At 31.2% G+C, this 538-nt stretch carries 1 protein-coding gene; it reads right to left on the bottom strand.

The window, feature by feature from the left end; all coding sequences use genetic code 11:
- Positions 1-195 precede the first annotated feature (195 nt).
- On the bottom strand, positions 196-538 hold a 343-nt coding region (locus E1171_RS08940; RefSeq protein ID WP_484628027.1), incomplete at its 5' end, for a P-loop NTPase family protein.

Raw genomic sequence — 538 nt, 5'->3', positions numbered from 1 at the left:
TATTTTTAATTTCCAAATCTGAAGCAATTGAAAGGTCTGGTAAAGAGTAATAAAAGCTTCCTAATTCAAATTGATTTGAATCTTTAACGAAAAAGCCTAAAGCCAGATTAAACCAATCAACAAAAAAGCCAAAACTTCGCTTTGATTTTATTTATGAAAAGTAAAGTAATTGTGCCAATTACAGGACTTACACAATTAAATTCTCATTTCCTTTTGTGAACAATAACTACCATAATACTTTCGGGAAATTGAAGGATTTTTCACTCCATTTATGATCAAATTCATCTGGACATTTCTATAATCCCGAGGAAGCTCTTTAATCATGGGCAAACATTCTTCAGTAGTAACTCCCATTCTAACCATTATCATACATTGGTCCATTAACTTTAATAGCTCAAAACTATCTGATATTAATGCAATGGGTGGAGAATCAAAAATTACGTAATCATATTTTTTACGTAATTCTTTCACTAATTTTTCCATTTCTTCCCCTGAAATTAATTCAGGGAGATTTGAGTCTCCTGCCCCTCTACCTATA

This window comes from Xanthovirga aplysinae, assembly GCF_009711365.1.
Lineage (GTDB): Bacteria > Bacteroidota > Bacteroidia > Cytophagales > Cyclobacteriaceae > Xanthovirga > Xanthovirga aplysinae.
Note: the sequence above shows the minus strand (reverse complement) of the source record. Positions and strands in the feature narration are given on the sequence as shown.